This window comes from Kitasatospora sp. NPDC085895 (genome assembly GCF_040702125.1).
Lineage (GTDB): Bacteria > Actinomycetota > Actinomycetes > Streptomycetales > Streptomycetaceae > Kitasatospora > Kitasatospora arboriphila.
On record NZ_JBFBJY010000122.1, the window covers coordinates 1 to 15,395 of the forward strand.

Annotated in this window: 16 protein-coding genes and 2 pseudogenes; 8 read left to right on the forward strand and 10 right to left on the reverse strand. The window is 73.9% G+C overall.

Annotation, left to right across the window (positions count from 1 at the left end; all coding sequences use genetic code 11):
* Positions 1 to 137 (forward strand): annotated as a pseudogene (locus AB0442_RS38765) (nuclear transport factor 2 family protein); the annotation flags it as partial.
* Positions 138 to 272: 135 nt separating this feature from the next.
* Here AB0442_RS38765 and AB0442_RS38770 read toward each other — a convergent pair.
* Positions 273 to 566: pseudogene (locus AB0442_RS38770) on the reverse strand (DUF6193 family natural product biosynthesis protein); the annotation flags it as partial.
* A 524-nt stretch (positions 567 to 1,090) separates the two neighbouring features.
* Positions 1,091 to 1,417, reverse strand: a complete 327-nt coding sequence (locus AB0442_RS38775; RefSeq protein ID WP_366168233.1) for a hypothetical protein — start codon at positions 1,415 to 1,417, stop codon at positions 1,091 to 1,093.
* Between the two features lie 241 nt (positions 1,418 to 1,658).
* Between AB0442_RS38775 and AB0442_RS38780 the strand changes: the two genes are divergently transcribed.
* Positions 1,659 to 1,994, forward strand: coding sequence for a hypothetical protein (locus AB0442_RS38780; RefSeq protein ID WP_366168234.1), 336 nt, complete (start codon positions 1,659 to 1,661; stop codon positions 1,992 to 1,994).
* A 60-nt stretch (positions 1,995 to 2,054) separates the two neighbouring features.
* On the opposite strand, the gene AB0442_RS38785 is transcribed toward AB0442_RS38780, so the two are convergent.
* From AB0442_RS38785 to AB0442_RS38795, 3 genes are all read right to left on the reverse strand, one after another.
* Entirely contained in the window at positions 2,055 to 2,930 is an 876-nt protein-coding gene (locus tag AB0442_RS38785; protein WP_366168235.1) for an NmrA family NAD(P)-binding protein, read from the reverse strand.
* Positions 2,927 to 3,415, reverse strand: coding sequence for a hypothetical protein (locus AB0442_RS38790; protein ID WP_366168236.1), 489 nt, complete (start codon positions 3,413 to 3,415; stop codon positions 2,927 to 2,929). Before AB0442_RS38790 ends, AB0442_RS38785 begins: the two co-directional genes overlap by 4 nt.
* A gap of 110 nt (positions 3,416 to 3,525) precedes the next feature.
* Entirely contained in the window at positions 3,526 to 4,047 is a 522-nt protein-coding gene (locus tag AB0442_RS38795; RefSeq protein WP_366168237.1) for a MarR family transcriptional regulator, read from the reverse strand.
* 315 nt (positions 4,048 to 4,362) lie between these two features.
* On the opposite strand from AB0442_RS38795, the gene AB0442_RS38800 reads away from it, so the two are divergent.
* Entirely contained in the window at positions 4,363 to 5,256 is an 894-nt protein-coding gene (locus AB0442_RS38800) for an aldo/keto reductase (RefSeq protein ID WP_366168238.1), read from the forward strand.
* 58 nt (positions 5,257 to 5,314) lie between these two features.
* On the opposite strand, the gene rph is transcribed toward AB0442_RS38800, so the two are convergent.
* Positions 5,315 to 7,945 carry a rifamycin-inactivating phosphotransferase gene (gene rph / locus AB0442_RS38805; RefSeq protein WP_366168239.1) on the reverse strand — a complete coding sequence of 877 codons (2,631 nt, stop codon included), beginning with the start codon at positions 7,943 to 7,945 and terminating at the stop codon, positions 5,315 to 5,317.
* Positions 7,946 to 8,228: 283 nt separating this feature from the next.
* On the opposite strand from rph, the gene AB0442_RS38810 reads away from it, so the two are divergent.
* A complete protein-coding gene (locus AB0442_RS38810; protein WP_366168240.1) occupies positions 8,229 to 8,837 on the forward strand; it encodes a GNAT family N-acetyltransferase in 609 nt (202 codons plus the stop codon).
* A 58-nt stretch (positions 8,838 to 8,895) separates the two neighbouring features.
* Complete coding sequence (locus tag AB0442_RS38815) at positions 8,896 to 9,270, forward strand: hypothetical protein (protein WP_366168241.1); 375 nt, start codon at positions 8,896 to 8,898, stop codon at positions 9,268 to 9,270.
* A gap of 61 nt (positions 9,271 to 9,331) precedes the next feature.
* Here the strand turns inward: AB0442_RS38815 and AB0442_RS38820 are convergent, their stop codons facing one another.
* Positions 9,332 to 10,210, reverse strand: coding sequence for an SDR family oxidoreductase (locus tag AB0442_RS38820; RefSeq protein WP_366168242.1), 879 nt, complete (start codon positions 10,208 to 10,210; stop codon positions 9,332 to 9,334).
* 81 nt (positions 10,211 to 10,291) lie between these two features.
* Here AB0442_RS38820 and AB0442_RS38825 point away from each other — a divergent pair, with 81 nt between their 5' ends.
* Both AB0442_RS38825 and AB0442_RS38830 read left to right on the forward strand, forming a co-directional pair.
* Positions 10,292 to 10,867, forward strand: coding sequence for a helix-turn-helix domain-containing protein (locus AB0442_RS38825; protein WP_366168243.1), 576 nt, complete (start codon positions 10,292 to 10,294; stop codon positions 10,865 to 10,867).
* 128 nt (positions 10,868 to 10,995) lie between these two features.
* Complete coding sequence (locus AB0442_RS38830) at positions 10,996 to 12,291, forward strand: GAF domain-containing SpoIIE family protein phosphatase (RefSeq protein ID WP_366168244.1); 1,296 nt, start codon at positions 10,996 to 10,998, stop codon at positions 12,289 to 12,291.
* A 12-nt stretch (positions 12,292 to 12,303) separates the two neighbouring features.
* Here the strand turns inward: AB0442_RS38830 and AB0442_RS38835 are convergent, their stop codons facing one another.
* The 3 genes from AB0442_RS38835 to AB0442_RS38845 form a co-directional block, all read right to left on the reverse strand.
* Complete coding sequence (locus AB0442_RS38835) at positions 12,304 to 12,426, reverse strand: hypothetical protein (RefSeq protein WP_366168245.1); 123 nt, start codon at positions 12,424 to 12,426, stop codon at positions 12,304 to 12,306.
* Positions 12,427 to 12,803: 377 nt separating this feature from the next.
* The gene (locus tag AB0442_RS38840; RefSeq protein WP_366168246.1) at positions 12,804 to 13,403 is read right to left on the reverse strand and encodes a hypothetical protein; all 600 of its coding nucleotides are present in this window, start codon (positions 13,401 to 13,403) and stop codon (positions 12,804 to 12,806) included.
* 159 nt (positions 13,404 to 13,562) lie between these two features.
* On the reverse strand, positions 13,563 to 14,438 hold the full coding sequence (locus AB0442_RS38845; RefSeq protein ID WP_366168247.1) for a hypothetical protein: 876 nt from the start codon (positions 14,436 to 14,438) through the stop codon (positions 13,563 to 13,565).
* A gap of 274 nt (positions 14,439 to 14,712) precedes the next feature.
* Here AB0442_RS38845 and AB0442_RS38850 point away from each other — a divergent pair.
* A partial coding sequence (locus AB0442_RS38850) for an IS630 family transposase (protein ID WP_366168248.1) occupies positions 14,713 to 15,395 on the forward strand: 683 nt, incomplete at its 3' end.

Genomic DNA, 15,395 nt, shown 5'->3' on the forward strand with positions numbered 1-15,395 from the left:
CCGACGGCTCCACCGTCCGCATGGAGGTCTACCTTTTCGCCGAGTTCGCCCCCGACGGTCGCTTCCGCCGCATCGAGGAGACCACCCTCATGCTCCAGGGCGCCGAAGCCGACCGGAACCTCGGCAGCGCCCGCTGACCCGGCACGGCCCGCGTCGAGGGGATCCGCCTCCGCGGTGTCGACGCGGGCGGCCGACGGCTGGTCGGACGGTGCCCGGACTGCGCGACCTGCGGCCACCGCGCGCGCCGCGGCCACCGTGCGCGCCGCGGCCACTGCTCCGAGCGGGACCTCGGTCTCCCGGACGCGGCCGTCGGCGGAGGCCACCTCGAAGCGGCCGTTGCCGAGCGGTCTGGTACTCGGAAGATCGCTGCAGATGGGTGGCACGGCCCGCCGGCCGAGGGTGAACCAGTGCATGGCCTTTCCGGGCGACAGGGCCCGCAGACGCGGCTGTTCGAAGGCGGCCCCCGACGAGGGCCCGCCAGTCGGGCTGCTGCCACCGTTCGGCGTACCGGTCGGCGACCTGGTGCAGCAGCTGCCACCGTTCCGCCACCTCCTCGCCGTGCTCACCGGTCTCGGCCGCCGCCCGGATCATCAGGAAGGGCCACCGGGCAGCGAGTTCGCGCGGCTCGGCCCCCAGGATCCAGGACCGCACGGCACCGGCGGCCTCCGAGAGTTCCTGCGCGCTGCCCGAGGCCCGGTGGATTCCGTGCGCCCAGCAGTCGACCACGAACCCGCACCCGCCGCCCGGCAGCATCACGACGCTCGCCGAGCGGCCGTCGGCCTCCACCCTCGCAGTCACACGGCGCCAGCCCGGTGAGGACGTCATCGGCCCGACCCGGAGCCCCGGGCCCGCGCGGTCGACCGCCTGGAGGGCGTTCTGCACCGAACCGGCCCTCACCACCTCGGGACGGAGCTCCGCGTACGCGGCCAAGGGGCCGCCGTCATCGACCGGCGCTGCACCTGAAGGCTGTTCGGACATGCGGCCGAGTCCGTCGGAACGGCCCGCCACCGGGACGGTGCTACGGACTCCACGTCAGGTCCGCTCCGCCGGCGGCCTCGATCAGCCGGCGCAGCGACCCGCTGCCGAACGGTCAGCCGGTGGTCTCCACCTGGACCCAGCCGGTGCCCGGCCCGTCGGCTCCCGCGTGCCACCACCACCAGCCGCGGTCGCCACCGCCGCCGTCCTCGGTCGGGTCGAAGCAGTGCAGCCGGTCCGACAGCGTCCACGGCTCCCGATCGGCGGCCGCCCGCTGCTCCGGCGTCATCGCCCGCCACTGGCGCAGCCGTTCCTCGGCGTCGAAGGGCGGCGCGCCGGGTTCCGGCTCGACGGGCTCCGGCGCGCACCGCCGGACGAACCAGGCCGGCAGCAGCTGCGGCCACTGCTCGCCCGCGGGCCAGTCGTCCGTCCGCCGGACCACGCGGCGCAGGACGGCACGCGCGCCGTCGACGCCCCCGGGCCGGGTCCGCGGCGGTGAACCGGACCCGCACGAAGAACGGCCGTGCCCGGTCGCCCTCGGGCCCCGGCCCGGACCGGAGCCGCCGCAGCTCGTCCTCCGCAATCCCCGTGCGGAGGAGTGTGCACCACCTCCGACCTCGCGAACCTCTGGGGTTCCTCAAGTTCCTTGCCGTGTACGGAACAGGCCCAGCACCATGATCGGTATGACTGGATTCCTGGGAGTGAACACCAAGCACAACGTCGTCGTGGTCGTCCGGGACGCCGACGTCGTCTCCGCGGCCCTGGCCCGGGCGCTGGCCGAGGCGACGCCCGAGGAGCGTCCGGGCCTGGAACGCGCCGCCGCACTCGTCGAGGCCACCGCCGCCGCCGACGAGACCCGGCTGCGCGCCCGCTGGGTCCGTGCCCGGCTGGCCGCCGTCGGTTTCACCGGCGCCGTCGACTCGGTCGCCGCGGTGAAGGCGCTGCGCAAGGCGGAGCCGCGGCTGAGCCTGCTGGCGGCGGTGCAGTTGCAGAAGGACGCGGTGGCGGAGCCCGAGTGACCCGGCACGGCCGGCACCGCCCCCGGCACCGCCCCCGGCGTCTCCCCGGGCGACGACCCGTCAGCGGAACCGGTGCAGGTTCTCGCCGAGGAAGGCCCCCAGGGTGCGCGGAGCGCGCCCGGTGAGGCGGTGGAAGGTGCCGTCCGGCATCTCCTCGCGGTCCACGGCGAGTTGCTGGATCTCCACCACATGGGTGGCCAGCCAGTCCGGCATGCCGGCCCGGCCGACCAGGTGGGCCTTGAGCCCGGACGGGCCCAGGTCGAGGTAGCGGATCGGGCGGCCGAGCAACTCCCCGAGCAGTGCGGCGAGTTCCGGGTGGCTGAAGGCCCGTCCGCCGGTGAGCGGGTACGTGCCGCCGGCCGCTTCCGGGCGGGTGAGGACTTCGGCCGCAGCGTCCCCGACGTCCCGGACGTCCACGTAGTTGCACCGGGCGCCGCCCGTCGCGCCGTGCACCACCCCGGCGGCGGCGATGCCGGGGGCCAGCAGCAACAGCTTCTGCATGAAGGCGTACGGCCGCAGCACGGTCGTGGTGATGCCGGTGGACCGCAGCCGTTCCTCGATCAGGTGGTGGCCGCGGGAGACGGCGACGGGCGAGTCCGGCTCGGCCGCGGGCGCGGAGACCTTGACGACGTGCTGCACGCCGCAGTCGACGGCCGCCTCGATCGCGTTCAGCTCGTACCGGACCTGGTCCGGGGAGTTCGCCATGGTGAGGAAGAGCTGCTGCGCGCCGCGGAAGGCCGTCCGCAGCGACCCGGGGTCGGCGGCGTCGGCCGGGTGGACCGCCGTACGGGCGCGCGTGTGCGGGTCGAGGGCGGCGGCCAGCCGGGCGGGGTCGCGGCTGAGGGCGCGGACCGGCGCGCCGGGGGCGGCGCGAGCGGCGAGGCTGCGCAGGGTGGCGCCTCCGGTGGCGCCGGCGGCGCCCATGACGACGATCACGAGGTGTGCCCTTCGGGTCGGGGTGCGGTGGGGAGTCGGTGCGTCGCGGCGCGGGCCGGGCGGCTGCCGCGCCAGCGCCAGGTGGTGATGGTGGCCGCGATCGCGGCGGAGACCGGCAGGTCGACGGTCATCCGGCTGGGCCACGGGCTGTCGGCGAGGGCCGGGACCTGCGGCAGCCAGTGGGCCGCGGCGAGGCCGACGGCCAGGCCGGGCGCCGCGGCGGCCAGTCCCAGCGCGGCGGCGGCGAGCGCCCGCGGGGTCCGGGCGGGCCGGGCGCGGACGGGTCGGCGGCGCAGCACGGCGCCGAGGGCGGCGGCCACCAGGGCGGAGGTGCCGCCGATGGTGGTGAGTGCCGCGGCCACCAGGTACGGCTGCCGGGTGACGGCTCCGCCGATTCCTGCCGTCACGGCGGGCATGGCGTAGGCGGTCAGCACCTCGCGCCACAGGACGAACGACGGAGGTGCGCCGGGGTCCCTCTTGCTCATGGAACGTCCTCTCCCACTCTATGATTAGGTGGCTAACTATTTGTGCTTAGGTGCCTAACTATTGGGGCTCGAAAAGGGGCGGCCCGATTCCTCGGCCCGCCCTGGTGCGGTCAGTCGTCGGTGAGCGCGTCGATGCCCGCGACCACCCGGGCCAGCAGGTCGAGGAAGGTGGTGCGCTCCTCCGTCGAGAGCCCGCCGACCAGCGCCTGCATCCGGGCGAAGTGCTCGGGAGCCAGGGCGCGCAGCTTGTCGGCGCCGCGCGCGGTGAGGATCACCACGTTGCCGCGCCCGTCCTCGGCGGACGGCCGGCGGGCCACCAGGCCCTCCCGCACCAGGCCGTCGACCAGGCCCGTCACCGTCGCCCGGGACACGCCGAGGCTCGCCGCGAGCTGCGAGGGCGACTTCTCGCCGCCGTGGTCCTCCAGGTCGGCCAGCAGCCGGTAGCGGCCGGTGGAGAGGCCGAAGCGGCCGAAGTGCACCTCGCCGGCCTGGCCGATCCGGGCGCCCGCCGCCATCAGCCGCGCCGCGACCAGGACCGCCTGCGGATCGGCGGTGAGGCCGTAGCGGGCGATCTGACGGCGGGCCTGCTCGAGGGTGGGCGCGCCGAGGCCGGTCTCGGGATGCTGGGTCACGAGAAGTACTATGGCGCCTAATCAGATCCACGGTCAAGCCCGGCCGTCTCCCGCCCGCGGACGCACCGTCCGGCGCAGCCACCACCGCGGAACGGCCGCGGCGGATCCGCCTCGGCACCGTGCCGGTCCAACGCTTCTCGGCAGGTCCAACGGCCGTGCGGCGACGGTTCGTTCCCGGAACCGATGTGACATTGCGCCCAGCCCGCAGCCCTGTCGCGGCACCCCGCTGCCGCCCCATACTCCAGGACCTGACGGACCGACGGGTGGAGGAGCACGGTGAACACGGCGAGCACGGCGCACACAGGGAGCACGGCAGTGACGGCGGGGACGTGGAAGCTCGGCGACCTGAAGGTGAACCGCATCGGCTACGGCACGATGCGGCTGACCGGCAACGGCATGATGGGGAACTCCGACGGCGCGCCGATCGACCGCGACGCCGCCGTCCGGCTGCTGCTCGACGCCTTCGAGCAGGGGGTCGACCACGTCGACACGGCGGCGTTCTACTTCTCCCCGCTGCGCTCCGCGAACGAGCTCCTCAACCGGGCCCTCGCGTCCTGGCGGGAGGACGTGGTGGTGGCGACCAAGGTCGGCCCGGGGCGCGACCCCTCGGGCGAGTGGCTGACCATGGCCCGCCCCGACCAGCTGCGCGGCCAGGTCGAGGAGAACCTGCGCCAGCTCGGCCGGGACCACCTCGACGTGGTCAACCTGCGCCGCAACGGGCCCGGCAGGGACTCGATCGCCGAGCACTTCGGCGCGCTCGCCGAACTGCGCGCGGCCGGCCTCGTCCGGCACCTCGGGCTCTCCAACGTCCGCCCCGAGCACGTGGCCGAGGCCCGTACCGTCGCTCCCGTGGTCTGCGTGCAGAACTCCTACGGCGTGGACCGGCGCCGCGCCGACGAGACCGGGTTGGTGGACCTCTGCCGGGAGCTGGGCATCGCCTTCGTCCCGTACTTCGCCGTCGCCGGGCTGCGCAGCGAGGCGGGCGCCGCCCGGGAGCAGGACGCACGCGTCCTCGCGGTCGCCCGTGCGCACGGCGCGACCCCGGCGCAGGTGCGGCTCGCCTGGACGCTGCACCGCGGCCCGCACGTCCTGGCCATCCCCGGCACCAGGGACCGGGCGCACCTCGCCGAGAACATCGCCGCCGGGGCGCTGCGCCTGACGGGGGCGGACCTCGCCCTCCTCGACGGGCCGGGCGGGGCCGACGGCTGACCGCGCCCGGCCGGGGTGGGGGAGGCCGGGCGGCGGACGGGCCGTCCCGGCGTTCGGGTCAGGGCAGGACCTCCACGTACCCCTCGGTGCCGTGCACGCGGATCCGCTGCCCGTCCCGGATCAGCCGGGTGGCCCGGTCCACGCCCACCACCGCCGGCAGGCCGTACTCCCGGGCGATCACCGCGCCGTGCGTCATCAGGCCGCCCACCTCGGTCACCAGGCCCGCGATCCCGACGAACAGCGGCGACCAGCTGGGGTCGGTGAAGGTCGTGACCAGGATGTCGCCCGCTTCGAGTTCGGCGTCCGCCAGGTCGAGGACGACGCGGGCCCTCCCCTCGACGGTGCCGGCCGAGACGGGCACGCCGACCAGGGCGCCGGCCGGCGCGTCGTCGCGCCGGTACGCCCCGGTGAGGGCCTCGCCGTCCGAGGTCAGCACCCGGGGCGGGGTGAGCGCGTGGTACGACCGGAACGCCTCCTTGCGCTGCCGGACGAGCCGGGCGTCCACCCGGTTCGAGCGGACGGCGTCGTGGAACTCCTGGAAGGTGAGGTAGAAGACGTCCTCCCGCTCGGGGAGCACGCCCGCCCGCACGAGGCGGTCGGCCTCCGCCATCAGGGCCCGCTTGTAGACGGCGTAGCGGCTGATGATGCCGTACTTCGGGTACTCCCGGTACCCGATGAAGGTGCGGACCCGGTCGATCATCCGCTTGGTCTCCTCGGCCTTCCGCTCGCCGTCCGGCAGGGCGCGCAGGCGCGACAGCACGTCCCGTTCCTTCTCCTGCGCCTTCCGCCGCCCCTGCTCGAAACGCCGTTCGGCGGCGCCCGACTCGAAGTTCCTGACGTGGTCGAGGATCACGGGCACGAGCGTGGCGGGGCGCTCGCGCCAGCGCGGCCTGGTGATGTCGATCTCGCCGACGCAGCGCATGCCGTACCGGTCGAGGTAGTCCGCGACGGCGTCACGCGCCCGTGCCCCGCCCGCGAGCCCCACCAGCCCGTCCAGGAAGTCCTGCTCCTCGGCGTCCGCCGCGCCCTCGCCGTGGACGTCCTGGACGTCCTGGAGGTACGCCACCACCTCCGGGTACGGGCGGATCACGTCCGCGACGTCGAGCAGCTCCAGCCCCATCCGGGAGGTGATGTTGCCGGGTGCGGAGAGCGTGAGCGTGTCGGCCGCGTTCTTCTCCCCCAGCCACTCCTGCAGGGTGTCGTTGAGCCACCACGTGGCCTCCATGCCCGCCATGATCGCCTGGATGCTCAGCGGATCGGCGAGGACCCGCTTGTGCTCCTCGAAGGCCTCCAGCAGGAAGTCGAACAGCGCCGGTCCCGTCCTGGTCCGGATGTCGCGCTCCAGCGCGGCGACGGACGCCCGGCTGCGCTCGATCAGCCCGGCGACGATCGCCGGATCGGTGTCGATCGGGGTGGGCGGGCTCCCGGCCGGCGGGCCGCCGGGGCCCGCGTCCGGGAGCGAGGGGACGAAGCCGTCGCGGTCGAGGACGGTCTCCAGCGCGTCCCTGACCAGCGGATCGCCCTTCCCCAGGACGTCCAGCAGGCCGGCGCGGCTCGCGGGCGAGGCCAGGCGCCGGGTGACGTCGACGAACAACCGCCCGCCGGCCTCGTGCATCGGCACCATGGCCGTCAGCCGCCACATGGACAGCCCGAGCGGCCTCATGGGGTCGGTCATCATCTGCCCGTGGCCGACGGAGACGTAGACGTGGTTCTCCCGGTCGCCGATCTCGGGGACGGGGAACAGCGTCGTGATCGGCCGGCTCTGGACGATCCGGAACCCGTCGTCGGCCAGGCACCATTCGACGTCCTGCGGGCGGCCGAAGTGCGCTTCGATCCGCCGTCCGAGCCGGACGAGCTCGACGGCCTGCTCGTCCGTCAGGGCCGGCTGCTCCTGCAGCCGCGGTTCGACCGGCACCTCGCGCGTCCCGCCGTCCGGCAGCGCGCGGACGGCGCTGCGCTTGGCGGCGACCGCCCTGCCGACGACCTCGCCGTGCCGCACCGTGAAGACGTCCGGGTTCACCAGGCCGGAGACCAGCGCCTCGCCGAGGCCGAGGCCCGCGTCCACGGTGGCGACCTCCCGGTTGCCCGTGACGGGGTCGGCCGTGAACAGGACGCCGGACGCGTGCGGGACGACCATCCGCTGCACGACCACGGCCATGTCGACCGCACGGTGGTCGATGCCGTTGCGCCGGCGGTAGGTCACGGCCCGCTCGGTGAACAGCGAGGCCCAGCACCGGCTGACGTGCCGGAGGACCTCCGCCGGCCCGACGACGTTCAGGTAGGTGTCCTGCTGGCCGGCGAAGGAGGCCGTCGGCAGGTCCTCGGCCGTCGCACTGGACCGGACGGCGCAGGCGGCCCGCTCGCCGAGCCGGGCGGCCGCACCGGTGATCGCCGCCGCGAGGCCGTCCGGGACGGCGGTCCCTTCGACCGTCCGGCGGATCTCCGCGCTGAGCACGCGGATCGCGTCCCGGTCGTCCGGGTCCACCCGCGACAGCTCGTCGAGCAGCCCGTCGACCGCCGGCGCCTCCGCCAGGATCCGGCGGAAGGCGTCCGTCGTCACGCAGAAGCCGCCCGGCACGCGGACGCCCTCGAGCCGCATCAGCGCGCCCAGGTGCGCGCCCTTGCCGCCGACGAGCGCGAGCTGCCCCTCGTCGACCTCGTGAAGATCCACCACGTACTGCTCCGTCACCGGCGCCTCCACCTCCGTCGGACCTCCTGACACACGCATGTCGTACCCCGTTTCCGCAGGTTGTGGCATCGGCCGACGATTCTCCGCCCCCACCGGGGCCTTGCGGCAAGCCCCCCGGCCCGCTGTACGGTGAGAGTGGCAAGGAGAGGGCTCTCCTTGCCTTCGTGCTTCCTGCCGCCCTGCGGCACCCGACCGGACGGGCCGTCAGGGCGCAGTGCCGCAGGGCTCGAAGGGCCTCCGCGGGCGCCGACCGGAACGATTGGTGTGCGATAGGTTGGCCGCCGTGACCGAATTCGAACACGCCGTCTGGCCGCCCGCCCCGATCAGGACGGAGCGGCTCGTGCTCCGCGAGGCCGCGGCCGGGGACCGGGCGGCGTTCGTCCGGCTGTTCGCCTCGCCGGAGGTGGGCACCTTCATCGGCGGCCACCGGCCGCAGGACGAGCTGGAGCGCGCCATGCCCGAGGTGCCCGGGCGGCGCCCCGGCCTCCTCGTGGTCGACCTCGACGGGGCGATGATCGGCATGATCACGCTCGACGCCCGCGACGCCGCACGTCCGGGCCACGTCCGCCCGGACGCCGGGGAGGCCGAGCTCGGCTACCTGTTCCTGCCGGAGTCCTGGAGGCACGGCTACGCCGCCGAGGCGTGCGCGGCCGCGCTCGACTGGTTCGCCGGGACGCACCCCGAGGAGCCGGTGGTGCTGTGCACCCGGACCGCCAACGACCGTGCGATGCGCCTCGCGGCGAAGCTCGGGTTCACCGAGGTGGAACGGTTCGAGGAGTTCGGCGCCGAGCAGTGGTTCGGCGTGCGGCACCCCCGCGCGGCGTCCGGCCGAACAGCCTCCGACACCGTCTCCGCCTCGGGCACCGAGGGCATGGCGCCGTCCGGACGATAATGGCCGGGGCCACGGGCCTGCCGCGTCGGCGGCCGGTCGACGGAGAGACGGAGGACGGATGACCCTGGAGGCGGGCCGGCGCGTGAGGCTGGCCGAGGACGTCGGGATCGGCGAGGCGGTCGCCGGGGAGCCCGCGGCCGTCGTCGGGTTCCTCTCACTGGGCGCCGGGATCGAGGGCACCGTCGAGCGGGTGGACGGCGAGCTCCCGGAGAGCGACGGCGTGCACGAGTACCAGCGGCTCAAGGCCCTGTACGAGGACTACGGGCACACCATGCCGGAGGCGAGCCGGACCCGGCTGGAGGCGCAGATCGCCGGCCTGGAGCCGGAGTGGGCCGCACACCGGGAGCAGGGCGACCGGGTGACGGTCCGGGTCCGCTGGGACAACGGCTTCGTCCTCGACGGTGCGCACCAGGACGTCCTCACCCCGTTGTGAGGGCGGACGTCCCGGTGCACCGGCGCCGGACGCCCCGGACCGGCGGCCCCGTGACGTGCGGTCAGGCGAAGTAGTGGCCCTTCTCCAGGTCCTCGACGAGGCCCGGCTCCGAGGGGTGCCAGCCGAGCAGCTCGCGGGTGAGCGTGCTGGAGGCGGGCTGGTCGACGGCCAGGATCCGGCCGAGGAAGCCGAAGTCCTCGGCGGGGACGGAGGCGGTCGGCAGGCCGAGGTGGCGGCCGATCACCTCGGCGATCGCCCGGACCGGCACGCCCTCGTCGGCGACGGCGTGCAGCACGGACCCGGCCGGGGCCTGTTCGAGCGCGAGGCGGTACAGCCGCGCGGCGTCCCGGACGTGCACGGCGGGCCAGCGGCCTGCACCGTCGCCGACGTAGCCGGAGACCCCCGTGCCCCGAGCGGTGGCGACCAGGTGGGCGACGAAGCCGTGGTCGCCGTCGCCGTGCACCGTCCGGGGCAGCCGTACGACGGACGGGCGGACGCCGCGTGCGGCCGCGTCGAGGGCCGCCCGGGCGTTCGCGTCCCGGCCGGCCGCGGGTGAGCCCGGGGCGGAGGTGTCGTGCTCGGCCGCGACCCGGCCGGGCACCGCGGGGGTGCCGGCGGTGACGACCAGGGGCTTGCCGGAGCCCTCGAGCGCGGCGGCCAGGGTCTCGATGGCGCGGGCGTCGGCCTGCACGGAGGCCTCGAAGCGGCTGAAGTCGTGGATGAAGGCGAGGTGGACGACCCCGTCGCAGTCGGCGGCCCCGGCGGTCAGGGCGTCGAGGTCGTCCAGGTCGCCGCGGATCACCTCGGCTCCGGCGGCCGTGACGGCGGCGGCCGAGGAGTCGGACCTGGCGAGTCCGAGCACCTGATGGCCTGCGCCGATGAGTTCGGGGACGAGGGCCGAGCCGATCCAGCCGGACGCGCCCGTGACGAATACCCGCATGGCGGTGCCTCCAAAGTGATGACAGGTTCTGTCATCAGAGTACAGGTGATGACAGGCTCTGTCATCGCGTAGGATCGCCGCATGGGTCGATGGGAGCCGAACGCACGCGGCCGGCTGGCGCAGGCGGCACTGGAGCTGTATGCCGAGCAGGGCTACGAGCAGACCACCGTGGGGGACATCACCGCCCGGGCCGGGCTGACCGAGCGCACCTTCTACCGGCACTTCGCCGACAAGCGCGAAGTGCTCTTCTTCGGCACGGAGATGGCGAAGGACCTGCTGGCCCGGACGGTCGCCGACGCACCGGCCGACGCCTCGGCGATGGACGCGGTGGGTACCGCCCTCGAAGCCCTGGCCGCCGAGTTCCAGGAGAACGCCGACCGTGTCAGGACGCGGAACACCGTCGTGTCGGCCCACGCCGAACTCCGCGAACGCGAACTGATCAAGCTCGCCGGGCTCGCCGAGGCGATGGCCGAGGCGCTGCGCGCCCGCGGCACCGCGGACCCGGCCGCGAGCCTGGCCGCCGAGACGGGGATCGCCGTGTTCAAGGTCGCCTTCGTACGGTGGATCGACGACCCGGGCCGACCGGACCTGCCGGACGTCCTGCGGGCCTCGACCCGGGAACTGCGGACCGTCCTCACGGAGCACGCGTCCGCCTGAACGGGCCGCCACGACCAGACACCGTCACCCGGCACCGGCACCCGCCCGCCGTCGCGGCCGGGTGACGCGCCCACCGCCCGCACGGCGGCGTCCCGGATCACGACGCCGCCGTGCGGCAGGGTGCTGGTGTGGACGAATACGACGTGGACGAGGCGCTGCAGCAGGCCCTCGACCGGCTGACCGCACTCGCGCACATCAGCTCGGCGCTGGCCGGCACCCTGGACGGCCGGGCCGGGCTGGAGCGGGCCTGCCGGATCCTGGCGCAGCGCCTCTGCGACTGGTGCACCGTCGACCTGATCACCGAGCAGGGCGGCATCGAGCGGATCTTCGCCTCCCGCCGGAGCACGCCGCACCTGCCCGGCAGCCTGCTCGCCCAGCCTCCGGAGACCGCGGCCGGCCCGCTCGCCCGGGTGCTGCGCGGCGCCGGCCCGCTGCTGCTCACGGCCGCCGACCTCGGCGACGTCCGGCGGACCGACCCCTGGGACCGGGCGCAGGCCCGGACCCGGGCCGAGCAGGAGACCGCCAGCGCCGTGATGGCGCCGCTGCGGGCCCGCCGGGAGGTCGTGGGAGCGGTCACCGTCGCCCGCACCGGCAACCGGCCGCCCCTGGCCGAGGCCGACCTGCCGCTCGTCGAGGACATCGCCCACCGGCTCGCCCTGGCCGTCGACAACGCCCGCCTCCACCGCGAGACCGAGCACATCGCCGAACGCCTCCAGCGCTCGCTGCTGCCGGCACTCCCCCGGGTCGACCGGCTCACCATGGCCGCCCGCTACGTGCCGGCGCACGGCACCGCCCAGGTCGGCGGCGACTGGTACGACGCGTTCGTCCTCCCCACCGGCCAGACCGCGCTCATCATCGGTGACGTCACCGGCCACGACCTGCGGGCCGCGGTCACCATGAGCCAGCTGCGGAACATGCTCCGCGGCATCGCCTGCGACCGGCAGGAACCGCCCGGCGCGATCCTCTCCCGCCTCGACCTCGCCCAGCACGCCCTGTACCCGGGCGCGACCGCGTCGTGCATCTACGCCGTCGTCCACGGGCCCGACGGCGGCCCGTGGAAGCTGGACCACGCCAGCGCCGGACACCTGCCGCCGCTGCTCGTCACCCACGAGGGCGACACCAGCTACCTCGAGAGCGGCGCGAGCCTCCTCCTGGGTGTCGACACCCGCCTGCCGCGCCCCAGCGCCACCGACCCGCTCCCGCCGCTGTCCACGCTGCTGCTCTACACCGACGGCCTGGTCGAGCGCCGCGGCGAGTCCCTCGACCGCGGTCTGGCCCGGCTGCGCCAGCACGCCGCCGCGCTCGCCCGGGAGAGCTGCGACTTCTTCTGCAGCGAGCTCGTCGCCGGCCTCGCCCCGGCCAGCACCGACGACGTGGCCCTCCTCGCGCTGCGCATCCCCGCCGCCGGCGCGGGCCGCCGCTGAGGAGGTCCGCGGCTACAGCTCGAACGTCGCGACGACGGGCGAGTGGTCGGACGGCCGGTCGTGCGGGGCGGCCGGGCGGGCCTCGATCGTGACGGACGGTCGGACGACCATGCAGGACGGGTCCGGATCATCCATCCGCTGCGCCCGACCGCACTGTGTGAATAGGTCTGAGCCGCGGGGATGCCGAACCTCTTGTCGGCCGAGTCGCGAGCGCAGGAGCGTCACTGCGAAGGCGGGCGCAGGCAAGTACGGGCGACTCACCGACCGTCTGCGGACCGAGGTAGCGTCACCGCGAGAGCAGGCGCAGGTAGTGCCCTCGGCATCGTCAGGCTCGGTGCCAGGACCATCACTGCACAGGCGGAGCAGTTCGCGCCACATGATCATCCGGCCTTCCGGGTCGGGACCGTCCCCGCGCAGGCAGGGAGCAGCCACGCGACCAGGCCAAGCGGGACCGCCAGGAAGGACCATCCCCGCGCCGGTGGATCAGCCGCTGTCTCCACCGTTTCCTGTCATCAGGGAGCGGCCGTGGAGTGCTTGACAACCATTTCCACCGTGATGCCCGCCGGGGTGAGGATACGGTCAAGCTCGCGCTGCAGGGCTTGGGAGTTGGCCGAGGACGGGGGCAGCACCGCGCGCCGGAGCAAGCAGCCGTCGGTCGTCAGGATGAACAGGGTGAGCTTGACGGCCACGGGCTTGCGGGGGTTGAGGGACGAATCCACCCTGTAGTCCTCGATCCAGACGCGGTCCAGCTGAGCAAGGCGTCTGGGCGGGTCCGCGCGGGTGCTCCGGACGAAGGTCAGGGTGTCGGGGGCGGCAGCGGGCGTGAACCGCAGCCGGTGCACGTCCCGGTAGGCCGCGAACAGGGTCGTACCCGCGAAGAAGAGGCCGCCCACCAGAGCCATGCCCCCGATCGCCGCCCAGATCGCCCCGGGCCCGAAGTCGTAGAACGCCATGACCACGTAGACCGGGAAGCCAAGGAGGGCGGTGACCAGAGCCCCGGACGTCACTTCACCGGGCCACCGCCGGACGGCGACACCGAACGGCCCGATCCCTTCACGCAGCACCACATCGACCCTGCCGGGATTCGAACGGTCCACCCGCACCCTGTCCATGACGCAAGGTTAGGATCCCGCCACCCGCTGTGGAAGAGCTCGCGCAGGGGCCCGGCTGCTTCGACGGAGCCGAAGAGCTCAGCGACGCGACTCCGGGAGAAAGGTTCGAGTTCGAGGCCGACAACGACGACAGGAGCCGCCGCACTCTTACTGATCATTTCAAAATGAGGTCCGGAGCTGGGGGCGGCGGGTGTAGCGGGGCAGGGAGACGAGGAACATCTCCCCGACCGCGTCGTTCAAGGACTCGACGGTGCCCTTGAGGTGCGGGGTGTAGGCGGGCAGATCCGGCACGGGGACGGCGAACGCGCCCAGTGCCGAGGTCATGGCGGCACACAGGAACTCCTTGCCCCGGTCCACGCGGACTACCGAGGGCAGGCCGCCGATCGGGCCGTGGGGACCGGTCCGTGTGATCGCGATCCGCAGGGCGGCGAGTACCGCGTCCCGGGACGGTATGTGCGGGGCGACGGCGACCCCGGTGATCGCCCGGGTGGCGCAGTCGATGAACCAGGTGATCCACGGACAGGCCAGCTCCCCGTCCACGTCGACCTGGACGGGGACCCGCTTGTGATCGCCCTCCCAGCAGGCGTTGCGCCAGGACCGGGGCCGGCGTCCGAAGACGTCGTGGATACGGCGGGCCTTCTCCCCACTACGCAGCCCGGCCCGGTGCCCCGCCGACAGCTCCCGGGCAACCGCCCGCTGGAGCGTACGCAGCGACGGAGGAGCCGGCAGCAAGGGATCGGCTGCCGCCCGCGCGGCCAGCTCCCGGTGGACCGCTGCCGTGTTCCCGCCCCACAGGGCCAGAAGATGCCGGAACGCCGGATCGGGGGTAAAACACCCGGCAGGAACAGGAGTCGTGCATCCGGAGCTCCTCGCAGCGGCAAGCCACCGCCACACCGTGCGCTCCCCCACCCCCACTGCGGACGCGATCAGCCGGACATGCGCCGAGGCCAGCTCACCACGAACATCGAGCGCCAGCAGTCTCGCCACGGCAACCCGGCGGGCCTGATCACGCCCGAACACCACTCGTTCGTCCACAGCTCATCAATGACAGGCCACCACCAGCCACGACACCGAAAACGCCAAACCCCTGACAGCGACAAACGACATGCGCTACCAGCCCCAGCCCGGACCCTGGCCATCCATACCAGGCGACACCACCACGACCAGCACAAACGACAACCATGACAGCACCCAAACGACAGCACACGACAGTCAACACCAAGCAGCCGACCAGCAGAAACAAGACCTCAACCACTGCCAGAACACCAACGCCCCACCACTGCCGCTCCCCCGACGCACACCAGCCCATATGGATCCGAAACGGTTGGGGTTGCGGTTCGTTGAACACCGCGTGAGTGAACTGGTGGGTGGCGCGCGGCACTTGTCGCCGTCGGCGCAGGAGGCATTGCGATTCAGGGCGGTGGCCGCGTTGCTGGAGGGCCGGGACCGAGAGGATGTCGCGGCGGTGTTCAAGGTCTCGTTGAAGGCGGTGGACGGCTGGTGGGCGAAGTGGCTGGCCGGCGGGCGTGAGGCGCTGATCGGGCGTCCGCGTGGGCGGCGGGTCGGGGAGCATCAGGTGCTGTCCGAGGCCGAGCAGGCGGCGGTGCGGCAGGCCGTGCTCGACCATCAGCCTTGTGACCTGGGGCTTTCCGGTCAGCTGTGGACGCGTGCCCAGGTGGGTGCGCTGATCGCGAAGCTGTATCGGGTGCGGTTGACCGAGCAGGGGGTGGGCAAGTACCTGCGCCGCTGGGGGCTGTCGTTCCAGCGGCCGGACAAGCGGGCCGTCGAGCAGAACGGCGAGGCGGTGCGCGGCTGGCTGGAGGAGACCTGGCCGGCGATCCGCGCGAAGGCGAAGGCCGAGGGCGCCGAGGTGCTGTTCGCCGACCAGATCGGCATCCGGTCCGACCAGGTCACCGGCCGGACCTGGGGAGAGAAGGGCCGGACCCCGATCGTGCGGCGGACCGGGAACCGGTTCTCGGTCAACGCCATGTC